General features: G+C 71.2%; 28 protein-coding genes. 18 read left to right on the forward strand and 10 right to left on the reverse strand.

Translation table 11 applies throughout. From position 1 onward, the window contains the following. Positions 1-3: 3 nt before the first annotated feature. Positions 4-1251, reverse strand: a complete 1248-nt coding sequence (locus AC07AW_RS27425; RefSeq protein WP_478818108.1) for an MFS transporter — start codon at positions 1249-1251, stop codon at positions 4-6. Between the two features lie 136 nt (positions 1252-1387). On the opposite strand from AC07AW_RS27425, the gene AC07AW_RS27430 reads away from it, so the two are divergent. Both AC07AW_RS27430 and AC07AW_RS27435 read left to right on the forward strand, forming a co-directional pair. Continuing rightward, positions 1388-2614: an ROK family protein gene (locus AC07AW_RS27430; RefSeq protein WP_478818109.1), complete on the forward strand. Its 1227-nt coding sequence runs from the start codon at positions 1388-1390 to the stop codon at positions 2612-2614. Positions 2615-2730: 116 nt separating this feature from the next. Next, a complete protein-coding gene (locus AC07AW_RS27435) occupies positions 2731-3645 on the forward strand; it encodes an LLM class flavin-dependent oxidoreductase (protein ID WP_478818110.1) in 915 nt (304 codons plus the stop codon). Between the two features lie 24 nt (positions 3646-3669). Here AC07AW_RS27435 and AC07AW_RS27440 read toward each other — a convergent pair whose 3' ends face one another. After that, positions 3670-4152 carry an SRPBCC family protein gene (locus AC07AW_RS27440; protein ID WP_478818111.1) on the reverse strand — a complete coding sequence of 161 codons (483 nt, stop codon included), beginning with the start codon at positions 4150-4152 and terminating at the stop codon, positions 3670-3672. 85 nt (positions 4153-4237) lie between these two features. Between AC07AW_RS27440 and AC07AW_RS27445 the strand changes: the two genes are divergently transcribed. Continuing rightward, a complete protein-coding gene (locus AC07AW_RS27445; protein ID WP_478818112.1) occupies positions 4238-5014 on the forward strand; it encodes an SAM-dependent methyltransferase in 777 nt (258 codons plus the stop codon). Positions 5015-5041: 27 nt separating this feature from the next. Here AC07AW_RS27445 and AC07AW_RS27450 read toward each other — a convergent pair whose 3' ends face one another. Beyond that, positions 5042-5599, reverse strand: coding sequence for a DUF4865 family protein (locus AC07AW_RS27450; protein ID WP_478818271.1), 558 nt, complete (start codon positions 5597-5599; stop codon positions 5042-5044). Between the two features lie 52 nt (positions 5600-5651). Here AC07AW_RS27450 and AC07AW_RS27455 point away from each other — a divergent pair, with 52 nt between their 5' ends. From AC07AW_RS27455 to AC07AW_RS27470, 4 genes are all read left to right on the forward strand, one after another. Next, a complete protein-coding gene (locus AC07AW_RS27455; protein ID WP_478818278.1) occupies positions 5652-5999 on the forward strand; it encodes a recombinase family protein in 348 nt (115 codons plus the stop codon). A gap of 316 nt (positions 6000-6315) precedes the next feature. Beyond that, the gene (locus AC07AW_RS27460) at positions 6316-6687 is read left to right on the forward strand and encodes a hypothetical protein (protein ID WP_478818113.1); all 372 of its coding nucleotides are present in this window, start codon (positions 6316-6318) and stop codon (positions 6685-6687) included. A gap of 96 nt (positions 6688-6783) precedes the next feature. Continuing rightward, complete coding sequence (locus tag AC07AW_RS27465) at positions 6784-7266, forward strand: hypothetical protein (protein WP_478818114.1); 483 nt, start codon at positions 6784-6786, stop codon at positions 7264-7266. Between the two features lie 14 nt (positions 7267-7280). After that, positions 7281-7655 (forward strand): hypothetical protein, encoded by a 375-nt coding sequence (locus AC07AW_RS27470; protein WP_478818115.1) that lies wholly within the window; start codon positions 7281-7283, stop codon positions 7653-7655. Between the two features lie 54 nt (positions 7656-7709). Here AC07AW_RS27470 and AC07AW_RS27475 read toward each other — a convergent pair whose 3' ends face one another. Next, a complete protein-coding gene (locus AC07AW_RS27475) occupies positions 7710-7922 on the reverse strand; it encodes a hypothetical protein (RefSeq protein ID WP_478818116.1) in 213 nt (70 codons plus the stop codon). Between the two features lie 725 nt (positions 7923-8647). Here AC07AW_RS27475 and AC07AW_RS27480 point away from each other — a divergent pair. The 7 genes from AC07AW_RS27480 to AC07AW_RS27510 all read left to right on the forward strand — a co-directional run bounded on the left by AC07AW_RS27480 (position 8648) and on the right by AC07AW_RS27510 (position 13919). Continuing rightward, the gene (locus AC07AW_RS27480; RefSeq protein WP_478818117.1) at positions 8648-8785 is read left to right on the forward strand and encodes a hypothetical protein; all 138 of its coding nucleotides are present in this window, start codon (positions 8648-8650) and stop codon (positions 8783-8785) included. 370 nt (positions 8786-9155) lie between these two features. Next, positions 9156-11123, forward strand: coding sequence for a transglycosylase SLT domain-containing protein (locus AC07AW_RS27485; protein WP_478818118.1), 1968 nt, complete (start codon positions 9156-9158; stop codon positions 11121-11123). A gap of 309 nt (positions 11124-11432) precedes the next feature. Further along, positions 11433-11675, forward strand: coding sequence for a hypothetical protein (locus AC07AW_RS27490; RefSeq protein WP_478818119.1), 243 nt, complete (start codon positions 11433-11435; stop codon positions 11673-11675). Further along, a complete protein-coding gene (locus AC07AW_RS27495; RefSeq protein ID WP_478818120.1) occupies positions 11647-12171 on the forward strand; it encodes a DUF6879 family protein in 525 nt (174 codons plus the stop codon). Before AC07AW_RS27490 ends, AC07AW_RS27495 begins: the two co-directional genes overlap by 29 nt. A gap of 3 nt (positions 12172-12174) precedes the next feature. Further along, positions 12175-13020 carry a helix-turn-helix domain-containing protein gene (locus AC07AW_RS27500; protein ID WP_478818121.1) on the forward strand — a complete coding sequence of 282 codons (846 nt, stop codon included), beginning with the start codon at positions 12175-12177 and terminating at the stop codon, positions 13018-13020. A 300-nt stretch (positions 13021-13320) separates the two neighbouring features. Then, positions 13321-13545, forward strand: coding sequence for a DUF7848 domain-containing protein (locus AC07AW_RS27505; RefSeq protein WP_478818122.1), 225 nt, complete (start codon positions 13321-13323; stop codon positions 13543-13545). A 164-nt stretch (positions 13546-13709) separates the two neighbouring features. After that, the gene (locus tag AC07AW_RS27510; RefSeq protein ID WP_478818123.1) at positions 13710-13919 is read left to right on the forward strand and encodes a DUF397 domain-containing protein; all 210 of its coding nucleotides are present in this window, start codon (positions 13710-13712) and stop codon (positions 13917-13919) included. Between the two features lie 353 nt (positions 13920-14272). Here AC07AW_RS27510 and AC07AW_RS27515 read toward each other — a convergent pair whose 3' ends face one another. Further along, on the reverse strand, positions 14273-14863 hold the full coding sequence (locus AC07AW_RS27515) for a TetR/AcrR family transcriptional regulator (protein WP_478818124.1): 591 nt from the start codon (positions 14861-14863) through the stop codon (positions 14273-14275). A 149-nt stretch (positions 14864-15012) separates the two neighbouring features. On the opposite strand from AC07AW_RS27515, the gene AC07AW_RS27520 reads away from it, so the two are divergent. From AC07AW_RS27520 to AC07AW_RS27530, 3 genes are read left to right on the forward strand one after another with little or no spacing between them, the layout of a single operon-like run. After that, positions 15013-15312: an SHOCT domain-containing protein gene (locus AC07AW_RS27520; protein WP_478818125.1), complete on the forward strand. Its 300-nt coding sequence runs from the start codon at positions 15013-15015 to the stop codon at positions 15310-15312. Beyond that, the gene (locus tag AC07AW_RS27525) at positions 15309-16088 is read left to right on the forward strand and encodes an ABC transporter ATP-binding protein (protein WP_478818126.1); all 780 of its coding nucleotides are present in this window, start codon (positions 15309-15311) and stop codon (positions 16086-16088) included. Before AC07AW_RS27520 ends, AC07AW_RS27525 begins: the two co-directional genes overlap by 4 nt. After that, positions 16085-18634 carry an ABC transporter permease gene (locus AC07AW_RS27530; protein ID WP_478818127.1) on the forward strand — a complete coding sequence of 850 codons (2550 nt, stop codon included), beginning with the start codon at positions 16085-16087 and terminating at the stop codon, positions 18632-18634. The genes AC07AW_RS27525 and AC07AW_RS27530 overlap by 4 nt, the downstream gene beginning before the upstream one ends. A gap of 33 nt (positions 18635-18667) precedes the next feature. Here AC07AW_RS27530 and AC07AW_RS27535 read toward each other — a convergent pair whose 3' ends face one another. Then, a complete protein-coding gene (locus AC07AW_RS27535; RefSeq protein WP_478818128.1) occupies positions 18668-19261 on the reverse strand; it encodes an ATP-binding protein in 594 nt (197 codons plus the stop codon). Between the two features lie 172 nt (positions 19262-19433). Next, a complete protein-coding gene (locus tag AC07AW_RS27540) occupies positions 19434-19757 on the reverse strand; it encodes a hypothetical protein (RefSeq protein WP_478818129.1) in 324 nt (107 codons plus the stop codon). Between the two features lie 185 nt (positions 19758-19942). On the opposite strand from AC07AW_RS27540, the gene cds1 reads away from it, so the two are divergent. After that, positions 19943-21073 carry an L-cysteine desulfhydrase Cds1 gene (gene cds1, locus AC07AW_RS27545; RefSeq protein ID WP_478818130.1) on the forward strand — a complete coding sequence of 377 codons (1131 nt, stop codon included), beginning with the start codon at positions 19943-19945 and terminating at the stop codon, positions 21071-21073. On the opposite strand, the gene AC07AW_RS27550 is transcribed toward cds1, so the two are convergent. The 3 genes from AC07AW_RS27550 to AC07AW_RS27560 all read right to left on the reverse strand — a co-directional run bounded on the left by AC07AW_RS27550 (position 21033) and on the right by AC07AW_RS27560 (position 23148). After that, positions 21033-21533 carry an SRPBCC family protein gene (locus AC07AW_RS27550; protein WP_478818131.1) on the reverse strand — a complete coding sequence of 167 codons (501 nt, stop codon included), beginning with the start codon at positions 21531-21533 and terminating at the stop codon, positions 21033-21035. The two genes, cds1 and AC07AW_RS27550, sit on opposite strands and share 41 nt — an antisense overlap. 350 nt (positions 21534-21883) lie before the next feature. Further along, complete coding sequence (locus tag AC07AW_RS27555; protein ID WP_478818132.1) at positions 21884-22324, reverse strand: SRPBCC family protein; 441 nt, start codon at positions 22322-22324, stop codon at positions 21884-21886. Further along, entirely contained in the window at positions 22321-23148 is an 828-nt protein-coding gene (locus tag AC07AW_RS27560) for a DeoR/GlpR family DNA-binding transcription regulator (RefSeq protein WP_478818133.1), read from the reverse strand. Before AC07AW_RS27560 ends, AC07AW_RS27555 begins: the two co-directional genes overlap by 4 nt. Between the last annotated feature and the right edge of the window lie 98 nt (positions 23149-23246).

Below are 23246 nucleotides of genomic sequence, written 5' to 3' on the forward strand. Positions count from 1 at the left end.
GGGTCAACTCTCCCGGCTCACGCCCGCGTTGCGCGCCCAGTAACCCATGGCCGCCGCGCCGCCCGCGAGTACGGCGACGGTCGTGAGGGCCACCGGAAGGGAGAGCCAGTCGGCGAGGAAGCCGATCGAGGGCGGGCCGAGGAGCATGCCCCCGTAACCGAGGGTGGAGGCCGTCGCCACGCCGCCGGGGCCGGCGATCGCTCCGGCGCGGGCCACGGCGACGGGGAAGATGTTGGCGAGGCCGAGGCCGGTGACGGCGAAGCCGAGGAGCGTGGCCCAGACGTTCGGCGCGAGCGAGCCGAGCAGCATCCCCAGGGCGGCGACGGCGCCGCCCGTGACCAGGGTGCGGGTCTGGCCGAGGCGTTCGAGCAGGGCGGTGCCGGAGAGGCGCCCGGCGGTCATGGTCAGCGCGAAGACGGAGTACCCCGCGGCGGCCACGCCCGGATGCGCGTGCAGGTCCTGCGTGAGATGGAAGGCGCCCCAGTCGGCCAGGGCGCCTTCTCCGTACGCCGTGCAGAGCGCGATGACACCGAAGACGAGAACCGTACGGCGCGCGCCGGAGGACCCGGAGCCGGAGGACCCGGAGCCGGAGGGCTTGGAGCCGGACGGCGCCGGAATTGTCTCGGGAAGCACGGGGGAGGGGTGACGCAGGAGTACGGGCCCGGCGGCGGCGGTCAGGGCGAGACCGACCACGGTGAGGCCGAGGAGATGGGTCGTGGGGGACAGGCTCCCGGCGAGCAGTCCGCCCAGGCCCGCGCCGAGCATGCCTCCCAGGCTGAACGCGGCGTGGAAACTCGGCATCACCGGCCGCCGCAGCGCGGCCACGAGATCCACGGCGGCACTGTTCATGGCGACGTTGATCCCCCCGTACGCGGCGCCGAAGACGAGCAGGACGAGGCCGAGCGCGAGCGGGGACCGGGTGAGCGCGGGAAGCGCGACCGACAACGACAGGAGGACACCGGTGGCGACCGTCACGGCGTGGGAGCCGTACCGGCGGCAGAGCCGCCCGGTCAGCGTCATCGTGATCACGGCGCCCGCGGACACCCCGAGGAGGGCGAGGCCGAGGTCGCCGGCCGAGGCGCCGGTCTGCTGCTTGACGGCGGGGATCCGGACGACCCAGCCGGCGAACAGGAAGCCGTCGAGGGCGAAGAAGAGGGTCAGGGCGGAGCGGAGGCGGGACAGGGAGCGGGTGGCGGTGTCTCCGCCGGGACCCCCCGATACGGCCGTCCGTACTTTGTTTAGTAGCGGCACAAACTCAGAATAGGGTCCACCGGGGGCGGCAATCAAGCGCGGCGCCCACGGCGAGCCCCGAGGTGCGGCACCCGCCCCCGTGATCCACCTACGCCCGGGGCCACTCCGCCCGCCCGATCATGGGAGACTCACCCCCATGAACGGCAAGGCGACGACGACCCGGACACGGCTGGACAGGGGGCGTAACGCGCTCGGCCCCGCGCTGGAACTGGTGCACACCGGCAGGGCCCCGACCCGGGCCGTCCTCACCGCCGAACTCGGCGTCACCCGAGCCACGGCCGGCGCCGTCGCCGCCGAGCTGGAGGCCCTCGGCCTGATCCGCGTCGACTCCAACCCCGGTGCCGCCGCCGGCTCCCAGGGGCGGCCCTCGCACCGCCTGGCCGTCGACGAGAAGGGCCCCGTCGCCCTCGCCGCCCAGGTCCACGCGGACGGCTTCCGCGCCGCCCTCGTCGGCCTCGGCGGCACCATCGTGGCCACGGCCCCCGGCTGCGTCACCGTCTCCGCGGACCCCGCCCAGGTCCTCGGCGCGGTGGTCGACGCGGGCGCCGCGCTCCTCGCCGAGAGCGGCCGCCGCTGCGTGGGCGCGGGCCTCGCCGCGCCCTCCGCCGTCGCCGAACCCGAGGGCACGGCCCTCAACCCGCTCCACCTCGCCTGGCCGGCCGGAGCGCCGGTCCGGGAGATCTTCGCCGAGCGCGTACGGGCCGCCGGCATCGAAGGCCCCGCGTTCACCGGCAACGACGTGAACCTCGCCGCGCTCGCCGAGCACCGCCACGGCGCGGGGCGCGGCGCGAGGGACCTGCTCTGCGTGGCGACGGGCCACCGCGGCGTCGGCGGGGCGCTGGTCCTCGACGGCCGTCTGCACACCGGCAGTTCGGGCCTGGCCCTGGAGGTCGGCCACCTCACGGTGAACCCCGAGGGCCGTCCCTGCCACTGCGGCAGCCGCGGCTGCCTGGACGTCGAGACGGACCCGCTCGCGTTCCTCACGGCGGCGGGCCGGACCCCCGGCCCCGAGGTCTCCCTGCTCCAGCAGTCCCGTGACCTGCTGCGCACCAGCCCCGACGACCCGGGTGTCCGGGTCGCCGTCGGGGAGCTGATCGACCGCCTGGGTCTGGGCCTTGCGGGCCTGGTGAACATCCTCAACCCGGACCGGATCATCCTCGGCGGGCTCCACCGCGAGCTCCTGGACGCGGACCCCGAGCGGCTCCGTGCGGTGGTCGCGGACCGCAGTCTGTGGGGCCGCAGCGGCGGGGTGCCGATCCTCCCGTGCACCCTGGACCACAACAGCCTGGTGGGCGCGGCCGAACTGGCCTGGCAGCCGGTGCTGGACGACCCGCTGGCGGCCCTGGGCCGCGAGGCGGCCTGAGGGCGAACCCCGCCATGTACCCCCGCCCCCGCCCCCGGCAACCGGTTGCGGTTCGCATCGCGAACTAATACGGTTCGTATCACGAACTTAATGAGTCGTGGGGGAAGGACGAGACAATGACCGAACGACAGGTGGTCTTCGGCTTCGGCGCGCACAGTGGCTTCGAGGACGGCCCGGAGCTGCTGCGCCGCGTGCGGCAGGCCGACGACGACGGGCTCGACCTCTTCTCGCTGTCGGACCATCCGTACCTCGGCGGACGCCTGGACGCGTACGCCTCCCTGGGCTTCCTCCTGGGCCGTACGACGCGGATCGCGGGCTTCGCCAACGTCACCAACCTGCCGACCCGCCCCGCCCCGGTGCTCGCGCGGACGGTCACGACGCTGTCGGCGCTCAGCGAAGGCCGGGTCGTGCTGGGCATGGGCGCCGGCGGGCTGTGGGACCGGATCGCCGACATGGGCGTGCCGAAGCTCTCGCCGGGCGAGGCCGTCGAGGCCTTCGAGGAGGCCATCGTCCTGATCAAGAAGCTGTCGGGCGGGGGCCCGCCGGTCACGTTCGAGGGCCGTCACCACCGGGTGCGCGACCTGGAGACCACGCCCGTCGCGGCCCCGCCGGTCTGGACCGGCTCGAACGGCCGCAAGTCCCTGGCCGCGACGGGCAGGGTGGCGGACGGCTGGATCCCCGGCCACGCGGCGGACTGGCTCAGCGAGCGGTACCGGACCTCGCGGCCGGTCATCGACGAGGCGGCGGAGTCGGTGGGGCGCGACCCGCAGGAGATCCGGACGGTCTACAACCTCCCGGGGCGCATCACGGAGCGGCCCCTGGCGGCCACCCGCGATGGGGAGGGGCGCTGGATCGGAGGCTCGGCCGACCAGTGGGTGGAGGAGCTGACCGGAGCCGTCCTGGACCACGACGCGTCGGGCTTCATCCTGTTCTCGCCGGGCGGCGGCGCGCAGGACGTCGACGCGCTGGCCCGCTGGGGCGGTGAGATCGTCCCGGCAGTGCGCGAGGCACTGGCGAAGGAACGCGGCTGACGAGCTGCAGCCTGCCGGAAGGGGTCACCCCTGAACACCCCCGGGATCAGGACGCCCCTCCGCGAGCGCGGCCAGCCGGTCGAGGGCCATGCGCGTGCCGGTCTCGTTCTCGGCGGCCGGAACGGCGTCCGGGACCCCCTCGTGGACGACCCGCACCTCGGTCCCGCCGCCGATCTCGGTCAGCGTCGTCGTGACGATCATGGTGCCGTGCAGCAGGGGGTCGGGCGTCTCGAACTCGATGCTCTCGACGACCCGTTCGTACGGGACGAGCTCCAGGAAGGTGCCGTGATAGGTATCGGTGCGGGCCCCCGACTTCCCGGCGCCGTCGGGCGACTCGTATCGCAGCGACACCCGGAAGGCACCCCCCTCGCGCGCCTCGAAGGCGTGGACCTCGCAGGTCATGCCGTACGGAACCCGCCAGCGGGCGACGGCGTCCGGATCGAGGAGCGAGCGGTAGACGACCGAGGCGGGGGCGGCGATGTGCCGGGACACGCGCGTGGTGTACACGCCTCTCAGGTTATGTCCGCACCGGGGAGGCCGCCGCCCGAAAACGGGTAGGCGGCGGACGCGGCACGGCGTAACGTTCCGCTTCATGATCACTTCCGACTCGGCGACCGAACTCCCTCCGCGTCTCGGCAGCCTCACCTTCCACGGCCCCCTCTCCGAGGCCCGGGCCACCCGCCTGATCGAGCGGCTCGCTGCCACCGCGCCCGCCGATGCGCTCGACATCGGCTGCGGCTGGGGCGAGTTGCTCCTGCGCCTCCTGGAGGCGGCCCCGGCCGCGAAGGGCGCCGGGATCGACATCAACGCCGAGGACCTGGCCCGCGGCCGGGCGCTCGCCGAGGAGCGCGGGCTCGCGGACCGCGTGACCTTCGTCGAGGAGTCGGCGCTCGGCACGGACCGGGGCCCCGTGGACGCGGTCCTCTGTCTCGGGTCGAGCCAGGCGCTCTGCGACCCCGAGCTGCCGTACGACCCCGCGGCCGTCCTGCGCGAACTGCGCCGGCTCGTCCGGCCCGGCGGGCGGGTGGTGCTCGGCGAGGGCTTCTGGGAGCGCACGCCGACGGAGACGGAGCTCGCCGGGATGTGGCCCGGTGCGAGCACCGGCGACCACTTCTCCCTCGGGGCCCTCGTCGACCTCGCCATCGAGGCGGGATTCCGTCCGGCGTGGATCGAGACGGCGAGCGCCGAGGAGTGGGAGGAGTTCGAGTCCGGCTACCGGTACGACACCGAGGTCTGGCTCGCCGCGAACCCCGACCACCCGCTCGCCGCGGAGACGCGCGAGCGCGTCGACCGGCAGCGCTCCAACTGGCTGAACGGCTACCGGCGCGTGCTCGGCATCGCGTACCTCACGCTCGTGGCGGTGGCCTGAGGGTGGAAGCCCGGCCCTGACGGCCGCTCACCACTGCCGCCCGGCACCCAAGGCCGCCCGGCCCGGCGCCGAAAGATGCAGCACCCGGAAGCGCTCGCCCTCGTCGGCGGGCGCCTCCGGGCCCGCCCACAGGGTGAAGGTGAGCAGCTCCCAGTGGCGCGGGTCCACCGCGAGGGCGGAGGCCACCACCCCGTCCCGCCGCGCCTCGCGCGCGTGCCGGGCCACGGCCTCCGTCACGGCCTCGCCCGGCGGGACCGCCTCGCCGAGCGGGGTCCTGCGGCGCGTCGCGGCACCCGGCGCCGACGCGGCCGCCGGCCCCTCCTCGTACGACAGGCCGGTCCAGTGCTGCACCACGGGCCGGCCGAAGTCGTTGACGAGGCCCTGGAAACCCGGGCCCCAGAGGAAGGAGTTCATGCCCTCGGGGGTGGCCCACAGGTAGAACGGCGCGTACTGGTTCACGGGTGATCCGGCGTCCCGCTCCCGGACCAGATAGGCCTTCAGGCCGAGCCCGGGGAAGGCGTCCAACAGATGGCCCTTGGTCGCCACCCGCTTGTGGATGATCTCTATGTCGTAGTCGGCGGGCAGGGCTGTATGGGCACCCTTGCATGTAGTGCACGTTTGAGGGAAGGGAGTGCCCGTGCCGCAAATCGACCTGTACTTGCGTAAGTCCGCGATCACGCGTCAGCGCGAGCGCGCGCTGACGTTCCGGGCTCAGGAGGATCGGGGACGCAAGTGGGCCACGGAGAACGGGTACGCGGTCCGGAAGGTCTGGGCAGACAACCTGAGCGCTTACAGCGACACAGTGCGCCCGGAGTTCGAGCCGTCGTGTGCCGCGAACTCTCCTCCGCGCCTCGACTGGCTCCGTCACGGGGGCGACGACTTCAAGCGCTGTCCACCGGACGGCGCTTCTTCTTTTTGCCGGTACCCGACCGAACGGCTGGACGGCTGGACGACAGAACAGCGGAGACATCATGCGAACCCTTGACGTACTGACGCCCCCTCGCCGGACGTGCCCTGACTGCGAACGCAGCCTCCCTGTGACATCTGACCACTTCCATAAGGGCAGCCTTCGTGCCGACGGCTTCACTCGACGGTGCGCTGACTGCCGGAACGCCATCGCCCGCGAGCGATACGCGCAGGCGCCTGAGGAATGCGCTGCGCGTGTGCGTGAGCGCCGACGCGAGCGCACGGCGTACTTCGAGGCCGTAGGCCTGTACGAGGCCGCCTGAGAGGCGTACAGCCCAACCCCAGAGCTCCTGTCCGTTGGCGGGGCTCAGCCATTACCACCCAAGAGAGGCCAGATGAACGAGAACCCGGAGCTTGCTGCCGCCCTGGCGCAGGTCCCAGACATCAAGCGCACCGCTGACGTCCATGAGACGGCGACGAAGCTCCTGGCGCAGCACCCGGCCGGCGAGGAGCCGCAGGAGGCGCGACAGCGGGTCATCAGGGAGACGGTCCACGACTTCGCGAGCACCGGCGCATGGCCGGTAAACGCAGGCGAGCGTGCCGCCACGGCGTACACGGAGGCGCTTGCGTGGGAATCAGAGCGCATCGCACTGCGAGAGGCTGTGGAGTTCACCCAAGAGCTTGCCGCGGACACGCGTGACGCGCTGTCAGGCGAGGCGCTCGCGTTTCTGGGACGACGCCTGACTGACGTCCTGAGTGACGCGTAGAGCGCCGCTGAGAAGCTCGGAGACGTCGCCACGGCCGACGAGGCGATCCGGGCAGGCGGTAGCGTCCTGCGGGCTTGGAGCACCCTTCAGGGGCTTGTGACTGACGTCGCGAACGTGCGTGCGGCACAGTGGGAGATCCTCGTCCCGCCGCTTCGCCGTCACCAGTGGGCCGGCGACGACCCGAACCGGAGCAAGCTTCAGGCGTGGAGGCGCGCCGGGCATGGTGAGGTGACTGGGCTTCGCTTGGACGGGGTACCAGAGTTCGCGCTCGACGCGATGCGGCATCGCCGTTACACGGTCAACTACGTTTCCTGGCTTGCCCGTTCAGGTGCCGCTTACATGCCGGAGTCCGATGTGGCGGACGAGGTGGAAGCCTCTGCGCCCGCTCCCGTGGTCTATGACGATCACGGCCCCGTGCGCGACATGTCGCCCATCGAGACGCCCATCCCCGCGCCGAAGCCTGCCGACGTCTTCCCGCACTCCCGCGCGGCGCACATGGACTTCAGCGCTCCGGCGCCTGAAGCGCCGACGGCGAACGCCACTCCAGGCGACCCCGTACCGCCGACCTACCGCTACTGACAGAGAGGTCCCACATGGAACCCGAAGAGAACCCACAGCAGCCACACCCCGCCGAACTGGAGCTCGCCCGACTCCGCGCCGGCCTCGCTGCCGGCCTGACCGTTGAGCAGAGCGAGCGACTCCGAGGAAGTACGGTCGAGGAGTTCGCGGCCGACGCTCAGGCCTTCGCTGCGGAGTTGAGTGCAGCCAATCCGACGTCGCCCGCACCGCGATCCGGCGGAAACTGCGGATCCGACGTCGGGAGTGGTGGCGGCACGGTCGCGGCCGGCGCTGCCGCATATCGAGCCGCGCACGGCCTGGACGACGACGGCAGGCGGCCGGAAAAGAAGCCGGGGCCGACCGGTAACCGCAATCCGTTCGCGGAGAATGGTTACACCCTGGAGCGCTGAGCGGTTAGATCCGTCGGAGGGGCAACCCTTGCCGGGCTGCCCCATCCCGAGGCATTAGCCGCGCTTGAGGTACTGGAGCACGATAAGGCCCGCCCCAGCGACGGCGATAGAGGCAGTTCCGGCCTTGGTGACAGCATCAAGGATGGCGTCACCAAGTTGGGTGACGACAATAAAAGAGAGAAGGCCGACCACAACGCTAACGAGGGCCACGATGATGAGATCGCGAACCGGGTGTGCGCAGGTAGTGGTGGTGCCGCTGGACGTCACGCTGTTTCCTCCCGAGTGTCACTGACGCATATGCATGGAGACGCACCTCACCTATGGGTGAAGTCTCCAGTCGGGAGCTGACAAGCCAGCTCCCGAGCCTGCGCCGTGATGGCGAGGCCAATGAACGTCAGTTGGACGCCTTTCGAATTCGGGAAGGGTTAGGCGCGTGCGAAGGTTTCCAGCCGGTACACGCAGTCGGCAACATACAGTATGGGCAACGGAGTTGCAACGGGCGGTAGTTCGGCAACTGAGCCGCGAGCCGGCTTCACGGCCAAGATCGACTAGCCAGGCCAGGGGGGTGACCCCCAGCCGGCCCCCCCAGACCGTACAGGTGCTGGTCCTCTCTGTCTGTACGGGTCTGGGGATCCGGCGCAAGGTGCCTCCTGGGGCCCTCTAGAGGCCCCTCAGGCGCCCGCCAGGGGCTCTCCGACGATCCGCATGCGATGGATCGCGCCTCCTGAACGATCAAGAATCCTGCGGCGACGGCCTGATGAAGTGTGGCGTCGTCGCAGGTCAGAGCACGTATAGCCGTTACACCCCGAAGGGCTCGTAGCCAATGTGCTACGGGCCCTTCGGTGTTTCCCCAGACACTTGAGAGGTACTCAATGCCCGCTGACCCGACCGAGCCATGTGCCCGTCAGGGCTGCACCTTCCTGCCCCTACTCGTGCCAGTACGTGACTGGCTCCTGCCGACGAACTTTTGTAGCGACGCCTGTGCTGACTTCATGTGGCTGGAGCGCACTCTTGCTGCCGCTCCCGTCGTCGACGCGACGCCGGATGCACTGGTGGCCATGGAGGAGCTGCGTCAGCTCCTCGACGCACGCCAGGAGCCCAACGACGTCGGACCGCTGGTGAAGTTCTGATGGCAACCGACATGGACATCGTCGGTACTACCGGCGTTGACGTGGTGCCGATCGCGCCCAACTTCCACCGGAAGCTGGAGCGCATCGTCATTCCTGCCGCGGACCGAGTCGGGCAGCAAGCGGGCCGGATCCTGGGGGATCACATTGCTGACGCGATGGTCCGACAGGTAACTCCCGCGCTCTCACAGTCGATCAACTCCGGCGGACGTGCAGCCGAAGCGTCGGCGACGAGGCAGGGATCCGACGCCGGCGGCGCCTTCGCTCGATCGCTGAAAGCCAAGCTGACGATTGCGTTCCGATCGATGCCCCGACTTGAAGTCGGCATCAGCGACACGGGCGTGGCGCCGAACTTGCCCGCCTCCGCGCTCGTATGGAGACCCTGGCGGGCAAGACGATCGGCGTCGACGTCTCGGTGGCAGCTGCTGAAGCAGAGATTCGCCGCATCGAGGCGGAGCTCGAACGGCTCGGAGCCTCCCACCCGAATGTGGCCGTCCGAGCCGACACGGCGACCGCCCGCGCGGCGCTCGCTGAGCTCCGGGCAGAGATCGCGGCCGTGGATGCCACTGACGTCGACTTGGACGTCCACGTCGACACGACTGGCGCCAGATCGGCGCTGATGTCGCTCGGGATCCAGATGGCCGCCCTGATGGCCATCCCTGTGGGCCCTGTCATTGCCGCGGGGCTTGGTGCTGTCGTCTCCATGGCGACGGCTGCGGGAGCCGGCATCGGAGCTTTCGCACTGGCGTCCGTCCCCGCCGTCAAGGGCGTGGCGGAAGCGTTGAAGGCGCAGACGGCCGCGCAGGAGGACGCCGCCAACGCTGCCGTCCGTGGCGCAGCTTCGACCGCTCGTGCAGCGTCTCAGGCCGCATCGCAGGCACTCCAGATGGCAGGCGCACAGGCGTCCCTCGCGACGGCTCATCGGAACGCGGAGCGCCAGATTGTCCAGTCGAACCGGGCAATCGAGGACGCCGAACGAGCCCTCGCGCAGACCGGCATTCGTGTCGCTGAGCAGCGCCGGCAGGCGGCCGAGAACGTCGAACGCGCGGAGCGTTCCCTCGCTGACGCCACCCGCGACGCTCTGAAGGCGGAGGCAGATCTCGCCACAGCTCGCCGCGAGGCTGCGAAGGAACTGGCAGACCAGCGTAAGGAGCTATCTGCCCGCCTGGAGGACTCCTCGCTCAACGAGCGGGACGCCGTCCTCCGCGTCAAGGAAGCGCAGGAGGAACTGGCCCGGGTCATGAAGGACCCGAAGGCCACGCAGCTCCAGCGCGACCGTGCGCAGCTCGCGGCCGACGAGGCGGAGCACAATCTCCAGCGGCAGCGCAAGGAGATTGCGGAGCTCAAGACGGAGACGCTCCGCGCGTCGAAGGCCACCATCGCTGGCTCTGAGCGTGTCATCAGCGCTCAGGAGCGCGTGGCCGATGCGCAGCGGAAGGTCAAGGATGAGGCGAAGTCCCTCGCCGACGCGCAGAGGGCCGCTGCTCGGGCACAGGTCCAGGCGGCGCAGGAGCTCACCGACGCTCAGCGTCGTGTGGCGGACGCGGTGGAGAACTCCGCCAACGCTCAGGTAGCGGCTGCGGAAGCCATCGCGTCCGCGGAGCGTGGCGTAGCGGCTGCCCGCCTGTCGGGTGCCTCCGCGACGTCGACGGCGATCACGAAGCAGGACGAGTATCTCCGGGCACTGGCCAAGCTGACGCCGGCACAGCGCGAGCTCTACGACTCGATCGCAGGCCCGCAGGGCATCAAGACCGCCTTCAAGGACTGGTCGACGTCGCTCCAGCCACAGGTGCTCCCGGCAACGGGCAACGTCACCGGCCCCCACCTTCACCTGGAGGCGCGGAAGAACGGCGTCAGCGTCGACCCCATGCCGTTCCTGACGGGTGGCGGGGGAGGCGGCTCCGGCGTCGAACGCTGGAGGACCGTCGTTCTCCAGGCACTCCGGATGACTGGCAACCCGGCGCAGTACGCGGACCTCACGCTTCGACGGATGAGTCAGGAGTCGGGCGGCAACCCGAACGCCGTCAACAACTGGGACATCAACGCGAAGAACGGCACGCCGTCGGTTGGCCTTATGCAGGTCATCAAGCCGACCTTCGAGGCGTGGGCCGGTCACATGCGGAACGTCGGCCCGAAGCTTTTCGGAGTGTCGACGAACCCCCTGGCGAACGTCTACTCGTCGATGCGCTACGCCATGAGCCGCTATGGCTCTCTCCCGACGGCGTACAACCGCCCCGGCGGATACGCGACGGGTGGCTTCCCCGGAGTCGGCGAACTCGCGTGGGTTGGCGAGCACGGGCCGGAGTTGGCAAACGCGCTGACCTACGGACGCATCACCTAACGCACACCATCACGCGCCCCGCGGAACCCGACATGGGCCGCGGGGCGCCCCCATCTCTGAGAGAGGTATCACCATGAACGCCACTACGCCGATCAAGGCTCAGCCAACGCTGTGCGCGCACTGCGGCTCGGCCGTGCCGCAGACTGAGGGAACGGGCCGGCTGAAGCGCTACTGCACTCCCGAACACGGACGGCTCTGGCGACGCCACATGCGGGCACTGGGCTTCCCGGTCTAGGCGCTCTTGACGGCCGCTCCCGCAGGCGTGATGGTCGTAGAACTCTGCGCAACTTCAACGACCTTGGAGCAGCCATGTCGCTACGTTACGTAGGTAAGGACCCGAACAGCGAAGAGGAGAACTGCCCGAGCGTCCTCGTCGACGAACAGACGGGGGACTACGTCCTCCAGGGCTGGACGGCGGATGACGTGACCGTCACGCAGTGCGAGCAGTTCGGCCCGATCGCGCTGAACGAGTCCGTGATCCGAATCCCCGCGCGGATGACAGAGCTGCTGAAGGAGGCGATTCGTGTCAACGAGCATCCCGACGTTCGCTGAGCTCTTGGCCAAGACGTCGCGTCACGCTCTGCACCTGGAGATGCGAGACGTCTATGGCGTCGAGTCGGAGGACGTGGCCTTCGCCCAGTGGAAGGCGGGGGCGGCGCGAGACTTCAGCGACCGCTCGTCCTGGTGGTCGAACTTCCACCAGCTCATTGCCGACAGCGTGGGCAGGGGTGTTCAGGTACGCAGGGCGCGTGTCATCTCTGAGCCCGTCTCGGACTACATCCGGTTCGAGCACGCTGGAACGGTGAAGAATCTTGCCGCAGGTGAAGACGTCCGGTGGCTATCCAGGAGCGCCGCATCGGACATCATGCTCCCTGGTAACGACGTGTGGATCTTCGACGACTTCGCGCTGAAGTTCGGGATCTTCGACGGCGACGGCCGCCACGTCGGAGGCCAGATGTCCTACGATGCCGACCTAGTTCAGCGGTGCACGAACGCGTTCAACATCGTGTGGGAGCGCGGTACTCCACACAGCGAGTTTGAGATCTGAGGCATGTCTGAAGCCCCGTCCGCCCGCATAGAAGAGGCTCGCCAGCGCGTTGCTAAGCGTCTTCGCGATCTTCGCCTAGACGCAGGGCTGACGGGGCAGGACATCGTCGAGCGCACGGGTTGGCAGAAGTCGAAGGTGTCCCGGCTTCAGAACGCTGTGACGCCCCCGTCTACTGACGACGTTCGCATGTGGTGCCGTGTTTGCGGGGCCGAGGATCAGGCGCCCGACATCATCGACGCAGCGCGTACCGCGGACAGCATGTACTCAGAGTGGAGGCGTCGGAACCGCCACGGGCTGAGGTCCATGCAGGTTGCGCGGGCGAGCATCCACCGTGACACGGCACAGCTGAGGGTGTACAGCTCCACGCTCATCCCCGGCTTGCTCCAGACACGTGCCTACGCCGTGGCGCTTCTCGCAGACATCGCACGCACAAAGCGCATCCCCGACGACTCTGAGGCGGCTGCGGATGCGCGCGTTGAGCGGTCGAACATCATCCGGGAGCCCGGCCGCACCTTTGCTTTCGTAGTGGAAGAGGCGGCACTCCGGCGTCATGTTGGAGGCCCGGACGTGATGACCGAGCAGCTTCTCCACCTACTCGACGCCGCCCGGTACCCCGCCGTCTCGTTGGGCGTCATTCCTGCCGGCGCGCCTGCCCGGTGGCCGCTGGAGACATTCACGGTGTACGACGACGAGAAGGTGTTCGTCGAGCTCCTCACGGCCGCACTGACGATCACTGCACCGTCGGAGGTAGCGCAGTACGTAGAGGCCCACCTTGAAATGACGCGTGCTGCCGTCTTCGGTCCGGACGCATATCGGATCATCGCGGGGGCCATTCCCGCGCCGTCGTAAGCCGCGTAGAACTCCATAGAACTGCGTGGAACCGAGCAAGCCACGCCCCCTACCGTCAGAGACGAAGAGGGGACGGTGCGCAATGGCGGAAGAACAGTGGCAGCCGATGAAGAGTCGGTATGCAGTCGACTCAGAGGGACGTATCGGCCGGGTCGTCGAGCGATACGCGGGCAGCGTGTACTTGCGTCCCCCAGGGGGAGGGCGGGAGTGGACCGCGCCGCCCGAGTCGCTCCGCGCCCCGACGCCCGCGGAAATGGCACAGGTGCGCATCTTCACCACTCCTGTGCCAGCGGTGGAGTCGTGAGCGCCGTTCTGCGGTTCGTGGAGCATCGAATCACGAGACACCCCGACTCTGAGCCGACCTTCACCGCCCGGTGTCTTAACCCGGATTGCGGCTGGTCCGTTGCCCCCACGGCTGACGGGGAACGGGCCGACGTCGACTGGATGAAGCACAAGGGACGGACAGGGCACAGCATCTTCGCCCGGACATGCGAGACCGTCGCGGTCGTCGTCCCGGCCGAATAGAGCTCCGCTCCTTCGACGCTTGGGGAAGCTCTTCGGAGGAGCGGGTTAGACCCGCGCGGTGCGGCTCGCGACCGCCCGCGTCGGGAGCGGGCGGGGGTGCCCGGTGAGGTCGGAGTGCCCCCGTCCGTGCAATACCCGACGTATCGACGAGAGGGGAATCCACCATGGCCAAGCGGCCGGAGTTCGAATTCGTCAAGACCGAGGCGTGCCGGGATGCGCGCGTGGGGAATTGCCCGGAGGTGGCAACCAACGTCCCGGGCGTCGTCGCCCTCCGGGACAGCAACAACCCGCTTCACGTCCTGGAGTACTCTGCGGCGAACTGGGCGGTTCCGTCGGCCGCCGTCAAGGCCGGCGAGTACGACCTGACCGACTGAGAGGTCACCATGCCGCAGTGTCCCCGGTGCGCCCAACTGGGCCTTCAGGATCCTGTCTCCGGGGCTCTGTGGTGCGCGGCGTGCGGGTCGTTCTACGGCCTCCAGCAAACCCCCTGTAGCGGCCTGTGGAGCCAGCGAACGCACGCAACTCGTAGCCCGGTCCGTCGGCGAGCGCACTGACTCTGACGGGCCCCTGACTGCCCCTGTCGTCCTTCTCCCCAGTGGAGGGCGGCGGGGGCTTCTTCATGTTTGCGCAGGTCACCGACCGTGGTAAAAGGGTGTCCCGTTGACTAGGGTGATCTCGTACTGCATCGCGTGCAAGGCAAGAACTCCGATTCTCCGGGTGTCAGGGGTCAGACCGAGGCGGCGCGCGGGCGGAGCAGGGCGAGCAGACCGCGTACGGCGGTGTCGAAGGGCGCCCGCGAACCGGTCGCGCGGGCCAGCACGTACCCGCCCTGCACGGTCGCGAGCACGGCCGCCGCGATCTCCTCCGGATCGAGGGGTCCGCTCAACTCGCCGCTGTCCAGGCCCTCCTGGACGACCTCGGCGATCCGGCCGCGCACCCGGCCGAGCACCTCCTCGACGGGCGCGCGCAGCTCCGGGTCCGCGATGACCTCCGGGTCCATGGTCAGCCGCCCCACCGGACAGCCGCGCAGGACGTCGCGCTCGCGCAGCAGATACGCCTCGATGCGGGCGTACGCCGGACCCGCACCGCCCAGGACCGCCTCGGCCGCCGCCCCCAGCTCCTCGGCCGAGCGCCGGATCGCGGCGAGCGCCAGGTCCTGCTTGCCGGCGAAGTGGTGGTACATGCTGCCCTGACCGGCCCCCGCCGCCTGCTGGACGGCCTTGGGGCTGGTACCGACGTAACCCCGCTCCCACAGCAGCTCGCGGGTCGCCTCGATCAGCCGCTCCGAGGTGTTCATGCTCATGACGGCACTGTACATACCAGTAGGTACAGAACGGAAGGAGCCCGAAGGCGCCCGCCGTACTCCCGCCGTCGTACGCGAGAAGCCGCTGCCCGTACGACGACCCGGACCCCCTCCCGGAGCGAGTCTCGAATCACCACCGGAGACCACCGAGGAGCTGAACCCTCATGAACACACTCGCCCACGCCGGCCCCGGCCCATGGGTCCTCTTCTTCCCCCTCGTCTGGGCCGCCGTCGTCATCGGGATCATCACCGTGGCCCGCCGAGCCGGCTGGCGCCGCGGACGCGACTTCCGGCCCGGCGGGGACTTCCGCCGCGACAACGGACCGGACGAGAACTCGCCCATCGCCCTGCTCGGCCACCGCTTCGCGGCCGGAGAGATCGACGAGGACGAGTACTGGCGGCGCCTGAGCGTCCTGGAGGAGCAGTTCGGCCGCGCCGCCAACCCCAAGGGGCGACGGACATGACCACTCCCGCCCCGCTCCCCGCCGCCCGCGTCGTCGACGCCGTGAAGGTCTACGGGCGCGGCGACACCGAGGTCAGGGCCCTGGACGGGGTGAGCGTCGACTTCCCCGCCGGCCGCTTCACCGCCGTCATGGGCCCGTCGGGCTCCGGCAAGTCCACCCTGATGCACTGCGCCGCCGGACTCGACACCCTCACCTCCGGCGCCGCCCTCGTCGGCGACACCGACCTGTCCACGCTCGACGACCGGCGCCTGACCCTGCTGCGCCGCGACCGGATCGGCTTCGTCTTCCAGGCCTTCAACCTGCTGCCGACCCTCACGGTCGCCGAGAACATCACCCTCCCGCTCGACCTCGCGGGACACACCGTCGACCGGGAGAGATTCGACCGGCTCGTCGACACCGTCGGTCTGCGTGACCGGCTCCACCACCGGCCGAGCGAACTCTCCGGAGGCCAACAACAACGCGTCGCCGTCGCCCGGGCCTTCGCCGGCGACCCCGACGTCGTCTTCGCCGACGAACCCACCGGCAACCTCGACTCCCGCTCCGGCGAGGAGGTCCTCCGCCTGCTCGGCCGTACGGTCCGCGACACCGGTCGCACCGTCGTCATGGTCACCCACGACCCGGTCGCCGCCGCCCACGCCGACGAGGTGATCTTCCTCGCCGACGGCCGGCTCGTCGACCGCATGACGGGCCCCACGGCGGACCGCGTCCTCGACCGGATGAAGGCCTTCGACGGGGGAGCGGCGGTACCCGCCCTGACCCACGGAGGCGCGCCATGAACACCCCCGCCACCCTCCGCCTCGCCCGCTCCTCGCTCCGGGCGCACCGGCGCCGCTTCCTCGGCACCTTCGCCGCCGTCCTCCTCGGCGTCGCCTTCCTCACCGGCACCCTCGTCATGGGCGACACCCTCCGCGCGAGCTTCGACTCGATGTTCACGAGCGCCACCCGCGGCACCGACGCCATCGTCCGCAGCTCCGTCACCGTGACCGCCGCGGGCGAGACCCAGGGCACCCGCGGCCCCGTCGACGCCGCCCTCGCCGAGCGCCTCTCCCGGGTACCCGAGGTCGCCGCCGCCGCGCCGCGCATCGAGGGCGCGGGCCAGCTCCTCTCCGCCGACGGCAGCCCCGTCGGCGGCAAGGGCCCGCCCACCCTCGCGGGCAACTGGATCGCGGACCCCGCCCTCAACCCGTACCGCCTCGCCGAGGGCCGCGAGCCGAGCGCCCCCGGCGAGGCCGTCGTCAACCGGGGCGCGGCGAAGACGGCCGGTCTCGCCATCGGCGACACCACCGTCCTGCGCACCCCCGACCCGGTGAAGATCACCGTCGTCGGCCTGGCCACCTTCGGCGGCGCGGACGGCATGGGACAGGTCACCTGGACCGGTCTCACCCGCGCCGACGCCGAGAAGTACCTGACGGCGCACCCCGGGGAGGCGACGAGCATCGCCGTACGCGCCGGGCCCGGCGTCTCCCAGGAAGAGCTGGTCGCCGCGCTGACGCCGGCCCTCCCCGACGGTGTCGAGGCGATCACCGGTCAGCAGGCCGCCGAGGAGAACACCGAGATGGTCTCCGGCCGCTTCCTCGACCTCTTCACCACCTTCCTCCTCGTGTTCAGCGGGGTCGCCGTCCTCGTCTCCGTCTTCACGATCCACAACACCTTCGCGGTCCTCGTCGCCCAGCGGACCCGCGAGAACGCCCTGCTCCGCGCGATCGGCGCCGCCCGCCGCCAGGTCGTCACCGGCACCCTCGCCGAGGCGCTCGCCGTCGGACTCCTCGCCTCCCTCGCCGGGCTCCTCGCCGGGATCGGCGTGGCCGCCGGGCTCCAGGCGCTGTTCCCCGCGATCGGCTTCCCCTTCCCCGAGGGCGACCTCGTCGTCTCCGGCACCTCCCTCGTCCTGCCGCTCGGTGTCGGGCTCGCCGTCTGCGCCGGTTCGGCGCTCCTGCCGGCCGTACGGGCCGGGCGCACGGCCCCACTGGCCGCGCTCCGCGAGACGGACGTGGACGCCTCGGGCACCTCACGCCGCCGCGCGCTGACCGGCGGCGCCCTGCTCGCCACCGCCGTCGGCACCGTCCTCGCCGGTGTCCTCGGCACGCCGTCGCTGTGGCTCGCCGCGACCGGCGCGGCGCTGGCCGTCGCCGCGTTCGTGGTCCTCGGACCCGTCGCCGCCTCGCTCGCCGTACGGGTGCTCGGCCGCCCGCTGCGCGGGGTCAACCGGGGCCTCGCCCGCCGCAACGCCCTGCGCAGCCCGGGCCGTACGGCGGCGACCGCCACCGCCCTGATGATCGGCGTCGCCGTCGTCACCCTCTTCACGGTCTTCGGCGCCTCCCTGAAGGCGACCATGGACCGGACCGTCGACCGTTCCTTCGCCGGGGACGTGGCCATCGGCGCGCCCTCGTTCGGCGCGGGCGGCAGCGGGCTCAGCCCCCGCCTCGCCCCGGCGGTCGCCGCGCTGCCCGAGGTCGACACGGCCGTGGGCCTGGGGCGCGGCGTCGCGGACGTGGACGGCCGGGGCCGCGCGGTGACGGTCACCGACCCGGCCGCGCTGGCCCGGGTGCTGGACCTGGGGGAGGTACGGGGCTCCCTGAGCGGACTCGGTACGGACGGGCTCGCCGTCGCCGCCGACGAGGCCGCCGACTCCGGTCTGACGCCCGGCCGGACCGCCGTCCTCACGTTCACCGACGGCAGTCGGCACACCTTCACGGTCCGCGCGGTGTACGAACGTGCCGACCTCGCGGGCGACTACCTCGTCACCCGGGAGGCCTGGGCCCCGCACCGCACCCAGGACGCCGACCGGCTGGTCGCCGTGGACTTCGCGGACGGTGTCGGCGCCGAGGAGGGCAAGGCGGCCGTGACGAAGGTCGCCGACCAGTACGGCCATCCGGAGGTGCAGACCCGGGAGGAGTACGCGGAGGCCTCGGCGGGCGGCATCGACATGATGCTCACCCTCGTCTACGCGCTCCTCGCGCTCGCGGTCCTGATCGCGCTGCTCGGCATCGCGAACACGCTGACGCTCTCCGTCCACGAACGGACCCGGGAACTGGGCCTGTTGCGGGCCGTCGGACAGACCCGGGCCCAACTGCGGGCCATGGTCCGCTGGGAGTCCGTCCTGGTCGCCGCCTTCGGGACGGTCGGCGGGCTCGTGCTCGGCGGCTTCCTCGGCTGGGTCCTCGTCCGCGCCACGGGCGACAGCGCGTTCGCGTTCGCCGTACCCACCGCACGGCTCGCGATAGTGGCCCTGGTCGGTCTGGTGGCGGGAGCCGTGGCGGCCTGGAGGCCGGCGCGGCGGGCGTCCCGCCTGGAGATCCTCCGGGCGATCGCGACGGAGTGACGGACGCGCGGCGGCTGCGCTCCCCGGGGTCGGTCAGCCCGCTCGGCCCGCCAGGACCGGGCGGGCGACCGACGGGGCCGGCACCGGTTCGGCCGGCGAGCTGAGCGGCACGCCGGGGAGCCGGCTGTAGCCGACGCCCGCGAAGGGGGCCTCGATGCCGACGCCGAACCCGGCGCGCGCGCACTCCTCGACGGGGTCGCCGACGGGCGGCGCCGTGAGGGTGAACCACACGACCTTGCCGTCGGCGCCGCACGGCCGGATGCCCCAGCTCTCGCTGACCGCACCGACGATGGCGAGCCCGCGGCCGGAGGTGGCGAGCGCGTCGAGGTCGTCGACGGGGTCGAACACCTCCGTGTGGCAGACCTCGGGGAGGCGGGGATCGTGGTCCCGGACGGAGACGGTGAGACGGTCGAGCAGCAGCTCGAGCTCGACCGTGCAGTGCTTGTCCGGTCGGGCGTGGCGGTGCACGTTCGTCAGAAGCTCCGTCACACCGAGAACGGCCTGGTCGACCAAGGCGTCCAGCTGCCAATGTCGGAGATGTGCGGAGATGATGCGGCGGACCTGTCCGATCCGCGACGGCAGGGCCTGAAGCTCCACCGCGTAGTACCTGCTCGGCTCGCTGATCACGGCTGCGACTCCCCGAAGTGGTCCGGAAGAAGACGAAGATTCGGATCTGTCATGCGGTACAGAAGGGGCGGTGACCCAGATCGCAGCGTCACCACCGCAGAACCCTCAGTGAGGTGGGTTCCAGCCTGGACCAGCCGTGACCGCCTCGCAACTCGCCGCGAGCCGTCGCAGCTCAGGACCGTCCCGCGGCCCTCTTCAGCGCGGCGAGGAACCGCCCCGACGTCTCCGCGTCCCCGCCGTCACGGCCGCGGTCGCCGTCGGCGTGCAGCGTCAGCCGGTACCGCGTGCCGTTCACGGTCGCCACCGTCTCGTCCGCCTTCGCGAACCACGGCCGCCCCGCCCGTACCGCCGAGACCGGCGCACTGTCGATCTCGCTGCCGTAACTCGTGAGGAGCGCGAGGCGGCCGTCCTCGATCCGCACCTCTCCCGCGCGCGTCAGCGAGCGCGGCCAGCGTGCGATCCGTACACCCCTGGCGCTGAACTCGGGCTCCGCCATGCCGATCCGCCCCTTTCACCCGGTTGCCGTACCCAGTGTGCCGGGCCCTCGCCGCCCGCACCAGTAGCCCTGCGGAAGGGCTTCCACAAGGCAGGCCTATGGATCGTCAAAGGGAACGTTTGCCCAGGTGGGAGCGGTATTGTCGGCACTGGGGGACCCGCGAGGAGACACGAGGAGAGCGACGGATGAGCACCACCCACGAGACCGCGGCCGCGGCGGCGGCCACCGTCGACGTCGACCGCAGCGACCCGGCGTACCGGTCGTGGCTGAAGGAGGCCGTGCGCAAGGTCCAGGCCGACGCCAACCGCTCCGCCGACACCCATCTGCTGCGCTTCCCCCTCCCCGAGAAGTGGGGTATCGACCTCTACCTCAAGGACGAGTCGACCCACCCCACGGGCAGCCTCAAGCACCGCCTCGCCCGCTCCCTCTTCCTCTACGGGCTCTGCAACGGCTGGGTCCGTCCCGGAAAGCCCGTCATCGAGGCGTCCAGCGGCTCGACCGCGGTCTCCGAGGCGTACTTCGCGAAGCTCATCGGCGTTCCCTTCATCGCCGTCATGCCCCGCACGACGAGCCCCGAGAAGTGCCGGCTCATCGAGTTCCACGGCGGTCAGTGCCACTTCGTCGACGACTCGCGCACGATGTACGAGGAGGCCGCCGCCCTCGCGGAGCGCACCGGCGGCCACTACATGGACCAGTTCACCTACGCGGAGCGGGCCACCGACTGGCGCGGCAACAACAACATCGCCGAGTCGATGTACGAGCAGCTGAAGCTGGAGCGCTACCCGGAGCCCGCGTGGATCGTCGCCACCGCCGGCACCGGCGGCACCTCGGCGACGATCGCCCGCTACGTGCACTACATGCAGCACGACACCCGGATCTGTGTCGCCGACCCCGAGAACTCCTGTTTCTTCGACGGCTGGACGCACCACGACCCGAACGCCACCGCCGACTGCGGCTCGCGGATCGAGGGCATCGGCCGCCCCCGCATGGAGCCCAGCTTCGTGCCCGGGGCCGTCGACCGCATGATGAAGGTCCCCGACGCGGCGAGCGTCGCCGCCGTCCGCGCTCTGGAGACCGCGATCGGCCGCAAGGCGGGCGGCTCCACCGGGACCGGCCTGTGGAGCGCCTTCAAGATCGTGGCCGAGATGGTCGCCCACGAGCGCACCGGCAGCGTCGTCACCCTCATCTGCGACCCCGGCGAGCGGTACCTCGACAAGTACTACTCCGACGACTGGCTGGCCGCCCAGGGTCTGGACATCGCCCCGTACTCCGCCGCTATCGAGCGGTTCCTCGCGACGGGGGCCTGGCCGGAGTGAGCCGCCGGTCCAGCCGGCGCGCCGCGTCCCGGAAGGAGAACCCCACGCCCGGCGCCGCGAGACGCAGCGCGAGCCGGAACGGGGTCGCGCCGTCGGCGGCCATGGTCCAGCGCATCCGGGTGCCCGTCCCGGCGGGGGAGAGGGCCCACTCCTCCGCCATCGCGGTCACGCCGGGGGCGTTCGTCGCGTCGACCCGGTAGGCGTAGCGGAGGTCGGGCTCCGAGGCCAGGATCGTCTCGTCGAAGGCGATCCCGCCCCGCAGCCGGACCGTCCGGCCTCCGCCGTCGCCCGTCGGAACGGCGGAGGTGACGGCCGTGAACCAGGCCGGCAGGCTCCCCACCTCCACGGCGAGGGACCGGTAGACGGCGGGTGGGGGTGCGGCGAGGGTGGCGGTGAAGACGAGGCGGACGGGCGCGGACGCGGTGAAGTCGAGCTCCACCGGCCTCAGTCGACGTGCCATGGGCCCTCCCGGGGGACGCGATCGGAGGAAGCACCTTAGCTGACGCGCTGTCAACAGCCCAGGCCTCCGCGTGAGCCGCGGCCGGCCGGGCGGCGCCCTCCGCGTGAGCCCGTGCCCATGCGGGGCGGCGCGCACCGCCGTGTGGGCAATCGTCCCGCTGGGGCGGGACGGGTGGGCACACGGGACGGCGCCCTCTAGCGGCGCCTCCGCGTTCCGAGCCTGGACCCGCACCACGACTGCGCTGCACCAAGGGGTGCGGGTCAGGGCGCGGAAGCTTCTGGCGCCGGCAGGGCGCTGGTCCGTTGTGCCCACCCGTTCCGCCCCAGCGGAACGATTGCCCACAACGGGGGTCACCGGTCTTGGAGGAGGCCCTCAAGTGCTCGGCCGAAGACGGCGCGGCCCGCTCGGGCCAGCACGGGGTCGAAGGCCTTCGGTACGCCCCGTACCGCGAGGTCCTCCGTCCAGAGCACCCGGCTGCCACCGCCCCGCGTCCCCGTCACCTCCACCTGCGCCCAGCCCCGTACCACCCGGCCGTATTTCTCCAGGCGGCAGACGGCCGAACCACCGGCCGCCGGGGGCTCCCAGCGCACGACCTCCATCGGGTCGTCGAAGGACAGCGGGCCGATGCCCGTGCGGGCGGTGAAGCGCGTCCCCGTCCCGTTCGGGCCCGGTGTCAGGACTACCGTCCGGGTCAGCGGCACCTGGCGACCGTGCGCCGGCCAGTCCGTGAGCCGGCGCCACACCTCCTCCGGACCCAGCGGCACCGTCCGTTCGACCCGGAAGAGGGTCACGCCTCGGCCTCGCCGGGCAGCATGAGTCCCGGCAGGTGTTCCGCCACCTCCGCGCGGACGCCCTCCGGCAGGCCCCGGTCCGTCACCCACGTGTCGACCTCGTCCAGGGAGGCGAAGGAACTCAGGCCCACCGTGCCCCACTTGGTGTGGTCGGCGACCACCACGACCCGCCGCGCCGAGCGCATCAGGCAGCTGTTCGTCTCGGCCTCCGCCAGGTTCGGCGTCGAAAGGCCGGCCTCCACCGAGATGCCGTGCACCCCCAGGAACAGCAGGTCGAAGTGGAGCGAGCGGATCGCCCGGTCGGCCACCGGTCCCACCAGCGCGTCGGACGGCGTGCGGACCCCGCCGGTCAGGACGACCGTCGCCGCCCCGCGCCGTGCCTCGCCCCCGGCGCCGGTCTGCTGCGCCTCGTGGAAGACGTCCGCGACCCGTACCGAGTTGGTGACCACCGTCAGGTCCGGCACGTCGAGCAGGTGCCGGGCGAGCGCGTAGGTCGTCGTCCCGCCGGACAGGGCGATCGCCGTCCCCGGCGCGACCAGGGCGGCCGCCGTGCGGGCGATCTCGTCCTTGGCGCTCGGTTCGAGCACCGACTTGGCCTCGAAGCCCGGCTCGTGGGTGCTCGCCTCGACCACCGGAACGGCCCCGCCGTGCACCTTCGCGACCATGCCCTGCCGGGCCAGCGCGTCCAGGTCGCGGCGGATCGTCATGTCCGAGACGTTCAGACGCCGGGTCAGTTCGTTGACCCGTACGCCGCCACGCCGCCGTACCTCGTCGAGGATCAGGGCACGCCGCTGCTCCGCGAGGAGGTTCTGGTTGTCAGTCACCGCCGGGGCCGGTCCTTCCGCAGGAGACAAGGGGATGAGTGTCGGATTCGGTGAGAGTCCGTGCGCGGTCGCACGGCCTTCCGCGATCCTGTTGCCGA

Source organism: Streptomyces sp. NPDC044003 (assembly GCF_056435185.1).

Coding starts and splice junctions, on each gene's coding strand:
- AC07AW_RS27430 (WP_478818109.1), top strand. CDS start 1,388: ATGAACGGCAAGGCGACGACGACCCGGACACGGCTGGACAGGGGGCGT.
- AC07AW_RS27435 (WP_478818110.1), top strand. CDS start 2,731: ATGACCGAACGACAGGTGGTCTTCGGCTTCGGCGCGCACAGTGGCTTC.
- AC07AW_RS27445 (WP_478818112.1), top strand. CDS start 4,238: ATGATCACTTCCGACTCGGCGACCGAACTCCCTCCGCGTCTCGGCAGC.
- AC07AW_RS27460 (WP_478818113.1), top strand. CDS start 6,316: ATGAACGAGAACCCGGAGCTTGCTGCCGCCCTGGCGCAGGTCCCAGAC.
- AC07AW_RS27470 (WP_478818115.1), top strand. CDS start 7,281: ATGGAACCCGAAGAGAACCCACAGCAGCCACACCCCGCCGAACTGGAG.
- AC07AW_RS27480 (WP_478818117.1), top strand. CDS start 8,648: ATGTGGCTGGAGCGCACTCTTGCTGCCGCTCCCGTCGTCGACGCGACG.
- AC07AW_RS27485 (WP_478818118.1), top strand. CDS start 9,156: ATGGAGACCCTGGCGGGCAAGACGATCGGCGTCGACGTCTCGGTGGCA.
- AC07AW_RS27490 (WP_478818119.1), top strand. CDS start 11,433: ATGTCGCTACGTTACGTAGGTAAGGACCCGAACAGCGAAGAGGAGAAC.
- AC07AW_RS27500 (WP_478818121.1), top strand. CDS start 12,175: ATGTCTGAAGCCCCGTCCGCCCGCATAGAAGAGGCTCGCCAGCGCGTT.
- AC07AW_RS27510 (WP_478818123.1), top strand. CDS start 13,710: ATGGCCAAGCGGCCGGAGTTCGAATTCGTCAAGACCGAGGCGTGCCGG.
- AC07AW_RS27515 (WP_478818124.1), bottom strand. CDS start 14,863: ATGTACAGTGCCGTCATGAGCATGAACACCTCGGAGCGGCTGATCGAG.
- AC07AW_RS27520 (WP_478818125.1), top strand. CDS start 15,013: ATGAACACACTCGCCCACGCCGGCCCCGGCCCATGGGTCCTCTTCTTC.
- AC07AW_RS27525 (WP_478818126.1), top strand. CDS start 15,309: ATGACCACTCCCGCCCCGCTCCCCGCCGCCCGCGTCGTCGACGCCGTG.
- AC07AW_RS27530 (WP_478818127.1), top strand. CDS start 16,085: ATGAACACCCCCGCCACCCTCCGCCTCGCCCGCTCCTCGCTCCGGGCG.
- AC07AW_RS27540 (WP_478818129.1), bottom strand. CDS start 19,757: ATGGCGGAGCCCGAGTTCAGCGCCAGGGGTGTACGGATCGCACGCTGG.
- cds1 (WP_478818130.1), top strand. CDS start 19,943: ATGAGCACCACCCACGAGACCGCGGCCGCGGCGGCGGCCACCGTCGAC.
- AC07AW_RS27550 (WP_478818131.1), bottom strand. CDS start 21,533: ATGGCACGTCGACTGAGGCCGGTGGAGCTCGACTTCACCGCGTCCGCG.